General features: G+C 62.4%; 7 protein-coding genes. 4 read left to right on the top strand and 3 right to left on the bottom strand.

Translation table 11 applies throughout. The annotated features are described in order from the left end of the window. The 3 genes from Q8K99_10845 to Q8K99_10855 form a co-directional block, all read left to right on the top strand. The coding region (locus Q8K99_10845) for a UDP-glucose/GDP-mannose dehydrogenase family protein (protein ID MDP2183051.1) at positions 1-1301 on the top strand (1301 nt) is incomplete at its 5' end. 22 nt (positions 1302-1323) lie between these two features. Continuing rightward, a complete protein-coding gene (locus tag Q8K99_10850; GenBank protein MDP2183052.1) occupies positions 1324-1827 on the top strand; it encodes a hypothetical protein in 504 nt (167 codons plus the stop codon). Between the two features lie 271 nt (positions 1828-2098). Next, positions 2099-3574: a hypothetical protein gene (locus Q8K99_10855; protein MDP2183053.1), complete on the top strand. Its 1476-nt coding sequence runs from the start codon at positions 2099-2101 to the stop codon at positions 3572-3574. Positions 3575-3580: 6 nt separating this feature from the next. On the opposite strand, the gene Q8K99_10860 is transcribed toward Q8K99_10855, so the two are convergent. Then, complete coding sequence (locus Q8K99_10860; GenBank protein MDP2183054.1) at positions 3581-4447, bottom strand: class I SAM-dependent methyltransferase; 867 nt, start codon at positions 4445-4447, stop codon at positions 3581-3583. Between the two features lie 193 nt (positions 4448-4640). Here Q8K99_10860 and Q8K99_10865 point away from each other — a divergent pair, with 193 nt between their 5' ends. Then, positions 4641-6617, top strand: coding sequence for a nucleoside-diphosphate sugar epimerase/dehydratase (locus tag Q8K99_10865; protein MDP2183055.1), 1977 nt, complete (start codon positions 4641-4643; stop codon positions 6615-6617). On the opposite strand, the gene Q8K99_10870 is transcribed toward Q8K99_10865, so the two are convergent. Together Q8K99_10870 and Q8K99_10875 are read right to left on the bottom strand one after the other, a co-directional pair. Continuing rightward, positions 6611-7174: a sugar transferase gene (locus Q8K99_10870; GenBank protein MDP2183056.1), complete on the bottom strand. Its 564-nt coding sequence runs from the start codon at positions 7172-7174 to the stop codon at positions 6611-6613. The two genes, Q8K99_10865 and Q8K99_10870, sit on opposite strands and share 7 nt — an antisense overlap. Beyond that, on the bottom strand, positions 7174-7723 hold a 550-nt coding region (locus Q8K99_10875; protein MDP2183057.1), incomplete at its 5' end, for a DegT/DnrJ/EryC1/StrS family aminotransferase. The genes Q8K99_10870 and Q8K99_10875, both read right to left, overlap by 1 nt.

The following is a 7723-nucleotide window of genomic DNA, read 5'->3' on the forward strand; positions in this document are numbered from 1 at the left end:
GCGTAGCGATGATCGGCACCGGCTATGTGGGCCTGGTCTCAGGGGCCTGTTTCGCCGACTTCGGCCATGACGTGACCTGCGTCGACAAGGACCCGTCCAAGATCGAGCGGCTGGAGCGGGGCGAGATCCCGATCTTCGAGCCAGGGCTGGACGATCTGGTCGCGGCCAATGTGCGTGACGGGCGGCTGTCGTTCGCCCTCGACGGCGCCGAGGCGATCCGGACGGCGGACGCGGTCTTCATAGCGGTCGGCACACCGTCGCGGCGCGGCGACGGCCACGCCGACCTGTCCTATGTCCACGCGGCCGCCGAGGAGATCGCCGGTCTGATCGAGGGCTTCACCGTGGTGGTGACCAAGTCCACGGTCCCGGTCGGCACGGGCGACGAGATCGAACGCATTATCCGCGAACGCCGGCCCGATGCGGACTTCGCCGTGGTCTCCAATCCGGAGTTCCTGCGCGAGGGGGCCGCGATCGAGGACTTCAAACGACCGGATCGCGTGGTGGTCGGCACCGAGGACGCGCGCGCCCAGGCGGTGATGCGCGAGCTGTATCGCCCCTTGAACCTGAACGAGACGCCGATCCTGTTCACGGGCCGGCGCACCTCGGAGCTGATCAAATACGCCGCCAACGCCTTCCTGGCGATGAAGATCACCTTCATCAACGAGATGGCCGACCTGTGCGAGGCCGTGGGCGCGGACGTACAGCAGGTCGCGCGCGGCATCGGCCTGGACAAGCGCATCGGCGGCAAATTCCTGCACGCCGGACCCGGCTACGGCGGTTCCTGTTTTCCCAAGGACACCCTCGCCCTGGTCCGGACCGCGGCCGACGCCGGGGCGCCGGTGCGGCTGATCGAAACCACGGTCCAGATCAATGACGCGCGCAAGAAGGCCATGGCCGGCAAGGTCGCGGCGGCGCTGAACGGGGACCTGGCCGGCAAGACCGTGGCCCTCCTGGGGCTGACCTTCAAACCGAACACCGACGACATGCGCGATGCGCCCTCGCTGGAGGTCGCCCCCGCGCTGATCGCCATGGGCGCGACGGTTCAGGCCTTTGATCCCGAGGGCATGCACGAGGCGTCGAAGCTGCTGGACGGCGTGGTGTTCAGGGACGGTCCCTATGAGGCGGTCGAGGGCGCCGATGTGGTCGTCATCCTGACCGAATGGGACCAGTTCCGCGCGCTGGATCTCGACCGGGTCAGACTGCTGATGCGTCAGCCGGTGATGGTCGACCTCAGAAACGTCTACCGGCCCGAGGAAATGCGCGTCCGCGGCTTCCGCTACGCCTCAATCGGGCGGGCCTGAAATTCGGAGCGGCCGCGGCGCGATGGCAATCATTGAAAGACGCGGACGAGTGACGACCGGTTACGGCATCGCGTCCGGCCGCAACGGTCCCGCGTTCGGTTTGCCGCAGGGCTCTCTGGCTCTTCAACTCCCTGCTTTTCTCAATCGCGGTTGGGACCTGAATCGGGAGGCGCCGGGTTTTCGACTCGGGACGATCAATGTTGAACTCGAAAAGCCACTGCGCTTGGCCAACCCGGACGTAACACTGAGAGACGTTGATTGGTGCCCGTCCGAACTCGCGCAGCCCTTTCCACCGGAGACATTCTCGTTTGTCCGATGCTGCATCTTCCACTCAAACCGGTTCGTCCCTGGTATAATTTACTATCCGCACCCGGAGACAAAGCCTTCGACGAACAACCATGACTCTTGCGTGCTGGAAGTCATAGCGCCGACCATCGCCGGCTTGGATTACGGCCAGGAAATCACAATACTTTGCCGCAGCGACGCCTTCGTCGAAATTCCGGAGGCTGAGGGTCATGCCCGTTGACCGTCTCACCGACCGTCGATCCCTTCTGCAGACGGGAGCGGCCGTGTCTCTTGCCAGCATTGCCCCCGGCCTGTGCGTCGGAGACGGGGACCCGCCCCTCCAGGTTGGACTTGCGATTGATCTTTCTCGGATCCGAATTGACCCTTCGGTCGCCCGCATACGGACGTCGGGCTTCAGTCGCGTTAGCCTCGGCGGAGCCGTTCTTCGTCGACGGCGCCAATCGGATTCTGCCGAGCTCGTGCAAACGGATGCGGGGGGGCAGGAATGGATCTTGGACGAAGAGCATCCTGCCTACGAGATGTTCGGCGCGCTCGGCGATGGCGTTACCGACGACACCGAGGCCCTCGTTCGAGCCAATGCCTTCGTCGCCAGGCGAGGTGGAGGGACGGTATTCGGTAGGCCCGAAGCCACCTACCTTACGACCCGTGAGGTGAGAGCGGGCCGTGGTGTTCGAAACCTGCTTAATGGCGCGGAGATAAAAGCGCTGCTCCGGGAAGCTAACGACGCAGGTGTCAGCCTCTCGACCGGCGCCGCATGGATCGGCGGGACGATTAGCGTCATCTCTCTTGCCCGCCCAGGAAGCCAGCTAGCTTGCCATGCCGCGGTACGAGCAGGGCCGCTGGTCGGCGACAGTCCGATTGCCTCAGCCCCTGATCCCCAGGAGGGAATATCGGACTGGTTGCTTGAGGATCTGGTGCTGCAAACCGACGCGGCAAAATCGGAGGGCGGTCGGGTCGCAGTCCAGATTATCGGCGGCACTCATCGGTGGGTTTGTCGACGGTTGTCGACGCCGGACAGCGACGTAATGGCAGGCTTCATCCATGCGGACTGGAGTGTCGTCGGGCCGATCGAGGCACGGGAAGAGGCAATGAACGCCAATCTTCGCCATTTTGCAGCTCGACCACAAACCGGCTGGACGACGCATCCCCACGACGGCCTCGTAGAAGATTGTCACGCCGGCGCCCTGTCGAAGCCGGGCGGCGCGGGAGAAACCGGTTCGGACGGCATCCGGCTTTCAGCCTGTCACGATATCACAGTCCGCAGATGCCGCCTGAAGGTCACCACGTTTGCGGGACTGCGGATTGTCGGCGGCGACCTCGGCTTCGAATTCGCGCTGCCTCCAAGCCGACAACGCGCCGACAAGGGACTGATCATCGACGGCCTGGAAGTCGTGGACGCCCGCGGCGGCAATGGCGCGTGGATCGATATGAGGGACGACAACCTCGAACGCGCCGCGGACAGAGGGCTCTACAGGCGTGTCGGCGCAGCTGTTCAGGCCGACCTGCTTCTTCGGGGTCTGATAATGAGCTCATCATCGTCCGATGCCGGGAGTGGAATACGTCTGGACAACACCTTCGGCGCACGCCTTGAGGATTCTGATGTCTCGGGCTTCAGAGATGGTGTGATGGTTGAGCACGGTTGTCGCGAGATTGCCGTCGTCAATGTCTCGTCGAGCCGCAATCGCAGGCATGGAATCATCGTGGAACATCCATTGGTTCCCCCCGAGCGCGTCTCCATCAAAATGGCGAGGCTCTGGTCCAATGGGCTCTCGGAGGCCGGGGAGCACGTCTACCTCGGCCACTGTCGCGACACGACCATCGAGGGCGGCGTCTTCGGCGATCCCGGACATCGCGAAGGCGTGCGATGGTCAGTGAGAATCGCTTTCCCCCAATTTGGCAACCGGATTGAAGGGGAGCCGGTTTTCAGACGCCGGAGCGCCGGCGCGGCCAATATTCACTATGGCTAGCCGGCTTCAGACGGCTTCCCAAACGACCAAGGTCGGCTCGTTCCGGACACTGGGCGCATAACCCAGGCGCTCCGCCTTAACCATTCGGAGCAGTCCCTCTTTCTCGAGCGAACGCACCGCCGTCACCAGCGATCGCTGATAGTCCTGCCGCCAAATGTAACTCACAGTGGCGATGTCCTGAAGTCGCCAAGGCGAGAACAATTCAAGGCTCGGTTCGATGTGAAGCCCCCGGCGGACGCCGGCTGCAACGAGCCGGCGTATGACACGTTCGGCATGAGCCGGCAGCTGTTCAAGGCAATAGTAGCTGAACACCGTGCTCCCTTTTAACCTCGGATGGTCGCAATAGCTTTCCTCAAGCAGGTCGATAGAAGAGGCGCTCACGTTCGTCAGGTTGAAGCGAGCCGCGACTTCGCCGATGACCGCCAGGCCGGTGGGCGAGATGTCAAATCCATGGATGTGCTGCCAACGCCCGTGAGCCGCCAGCGTGAAAAGGTTTCGGCCTGCTCCACAGCCAATCTCGATCAGTTCGGAAGCGCCGCCGTCGTTCGCGGAAAGGATGTCGACAAGTTTGCGGGACCTCAACGCGTAATACGCCTCGGCGTCCACCTCATGAACGCGTTGGTCGATCAGCACCTTGATCCGGCCCCTGACGTCCGGAATCAGATACTCCTCCAGCGAGCCCGATCGCTCCCATTTGCGATCTCGCAGAAGATCCGCCCATTCGCCTTGGTCGTAGTCGCTGGTGACCTTCTGTTTGGTCCTGCTTCGACGAAAGATGGCCTTGTGCGCCACATCCACACCGATCGAACGACCGAAAACCAAAGCTTCACGCAAAGGGGAAAGCGGCTTAGCCAGCCGTTCTTCAAGCGACATAGGTTCAGCATCCCCGAGAAGGTAGTGGCCGCCGACGGCAGCGCCCGCCTGTGGCCCAGCAGGGCGTGTGGTTACCGCAACTCTTGTGCGAGGTCACACCCAACAGCTGCAGATTTGTCGAAATTCATAAACGAGTGATGATAGAGCCTCACTCGTCCAGACGAGCAATCGCGTTCAAGCTTAGAGGCAAGTGATGAACGGCAACACTCATGTTATCCGTCCAGGCGCGGTGCAGACTGTCGCGCTCCACATTCTGAAACTGGCCGCTCGCGCGGGAATCCGCATCGCTGCGGTGGTGGGCGGCTACATGCTGGCGACCGGCAATGCGCTCGGTTTGAACGCTCTGATGATCTCCGTTGATCGCAGCTGGCCGTATGCTCTTGCGTTTGCGGGCCTCGGATTTGTTTTGGACCGCCTTTTCCGGACGGACCGCCAGCTTTGGCGATACATTTCGGTTGTCGATGTGCTGCCTATCGTCCGAACATCCACTCTTCTGGTGTTCATCTTCCTGGTCACCGTATTCTTCGTGGATCGGGCGGCGACCCTGCCCCGCTCCACGCTCTTCATCGTCTGGGTTCTCGATATCGGCCTGACCCTCGCGCTCAGCCTCGCGCGGCGGATCGCCTATGACAAGGAAGTGCTCGGCGGAATCGCTCCGTTCCTTTCGGCCCGGGAACACCGCACCCCCCTGCTGCTTGTCGGCGATCTCGATCGCGCGGATCTTTTTCTGAGAGACATCGGGAAGGGCTCATCGCCCTATCGCCCCTTGGGCATCTTGGCGCACGATTCCGCCCCCGCGCTCCGACAGGAAGTCCGCGGTGTGTGTGTCATCCCCGACGTGGCGCGAGCGCTCGACATGATCGACGATCTGATCGCTCACGGGCGCGACGCCTCGGTAGTGTTTCTGGATTCCGGCCGTTCGCCCGTCGACTTTGGCACCGAGCGACTGGGCCAGCTTCGCAATGCGGGCGTGAAATTCCTCCGCATGCCCAGCCTCGTGGAAATGGGACACCGGGGCGGAGCCGGCTCGATGCGGGAATTCGCTCTGGAGGAACTCCTGGCGCGACCGCCGGTGCGTCTGGATGAAGAGCGACTCAAGGCGTTGATTTCGGGCCGGCGCGTGCTGGTTACCGGCGCGGGAGGTAGTATCGGTTCGGAAATATGCAGGCAGGTCGCCAGCCTGGGGTGCGCCCACTTGGCCATGATTGACAATTCGGAGTTCAGCCTCTTCAAGATTGATGTCGAGATCTCTGATCGTTGGCCCACGCTTTCGAAGCGGGAGTATCTGCGCGATATCCGGCAGGCCGACCGCCTGACGTCTTGTTTTGACGTTGAGCAGCCGGAGATCATATTCCACGCTGCGGCTCTGAAGCACGTCCCCATGATGGAACGTCATCCCAGCGATGCAGCGCTTACGAACATTGTCGGTACATGGAACGTGGCCCAGGCCGCGAGCGCCGTCGGGGCGCGACAGATGGTGTTTATCTCGACAGACAAGGCCGTGGATCCGCCGAACGTCATGGGAGCTACGAAGCGCCTCGCCGAAGCCGTGGTGCGCGCCCAGCAAGGCAACTCGTCCGGCACACGGTTCAGCGCTGTGCGCTTCGGAAATGTGCTTGGTTCTGCCGGATCCGTGGTTCCGACGTTCCGGGCCCAGATCGAACGCGGGGGCCCGGTGACGTTGACGCACCCGGAAATCGAGCGCTACTTCATGACCATCCCGGAGGCGGTTCAGCTTGTGCTGCATGCAACCGCCATCACGGCCCAGCAGGAAGATGCACCCTTGGGGGTCTACGTCCTGGATATGGGCAAGCCGGTCAAGATCATGGACTTGGCGAAGCAACTCATCGAACTCTCGGGCAAGGAACCGGGACGCGACATCGCTATCGAGATCACCGGGCTGCGGCCCGGTGAGAAACTCTATGAGGAACTAGTCGACTCAACCGAGCAGGCGGAACCCTGCGGAGAGAGTCTGATGAGGGTGACCGACCGTCTGAAGGGCGCCACGCTCACAAGCAAAATCGTGAACCAGTTCGACGAACTGGCGCGGGCCGGAGATGACCAGGCGGTGCGGGAGCTGATTTTCCGGATCCTGGGTCAGGTTCGCACGGCGCCGTCCGGGGGAATCGCGCAGGTCGTTCCGATCAAGCGGGGCGACCGGCCTCAGTGACTCACGCCGGACGAACGCAGGACGCGTTCCACGGTCAGAAAAATGGTCTTCAGATCCATCCAGATGGATCGACGTTCCAGATACTCGACGTCGAGTTTGACCTTTTCCGGAATGGGCAGTTCGTCACGCCCGTTCACCTGGGCCCACCCCGTCAGGCCGGGCTTGAGACGATGAACCCCCGCCCGGGTGCGTAGTTCGATCAGGTCGTCCTGATTGAACAGCGCAGGGCGCGGCCCGACGATCGTCATGTCGCCCATCAGGATGCTCCACATCTGCGGAAGCTCGTCCAGACTGCTTTTCCGCAGGAACGAGCCGATCGGCGTCAGGTGCATGTGTGTCTCGACCATGAGATGCGTCGCGATCGCGGGTGTTTCCACGCGCATCGATCTGAATTTCGGCATTCGGAAGATGCGATTGTCCTGCCCGACACGATCGGACCAATACAGGATCGGCCCGGGCGACGTCGCTTTGACGAGCACGGCGACAATGACCATGGGGACCGCGAATAGGCCGAGACCGACGCTGGCCGCCAGGATATCTGTCAATCGCTTCAGCATCAGCGGCCCAGAATCGAGGCCAGGGCGCCAATGATCCGGTCGATCTCGTCGGGCGTCATATTGGACCCCGACGGCAGACACACCCCGGTTTCGAATATATGGTCCGAAACGGAACTGTTCCCGTGGCCAAAGTAGCGAGTTCCGGCGAACACCGGCTGAAGGTGCATCGGCTTCCAGACTGGTCGTGCCTCGATCATCTCATCCCCGAGTCTTCCGATCAGCTCGCTGACCGAAAGTTTCGCCGACGACGTATCGAGCGTGAATGCGCTGAGCCAGCGGTTCGAGAAGCTCCACTCGGGTTCAGGCATCCATTCCAGGGCCTCGAAGCCTGACAGACCGGCGCGATAGGCGTCGAAGACGGCGCGCCGGGCTAGTACACGCTGCTTCAGAACTTCGAGCTGCCCCCGCCCGACGCCGGCGAGGATGTTGCTCATCCGGTAATTATAGCCGATCTCGCTGTGCTGGTAGTGGGGGGCCGGGTCTCGCGCCTGTGTCGCCAGGAATCTGGCCCGCTTGATCAGCTCTTCATCTTCCGAGATCAGCATGCCG

This window comes from Actinomycetota bacterium, assembly GCA_030682655.1.
Taxonomy (GTDB): domain Bacteria; phylum Actinomycetota; class Coriobacteriia; order Anaerosomatales; family JAUXNU01; genus JAUXNU01.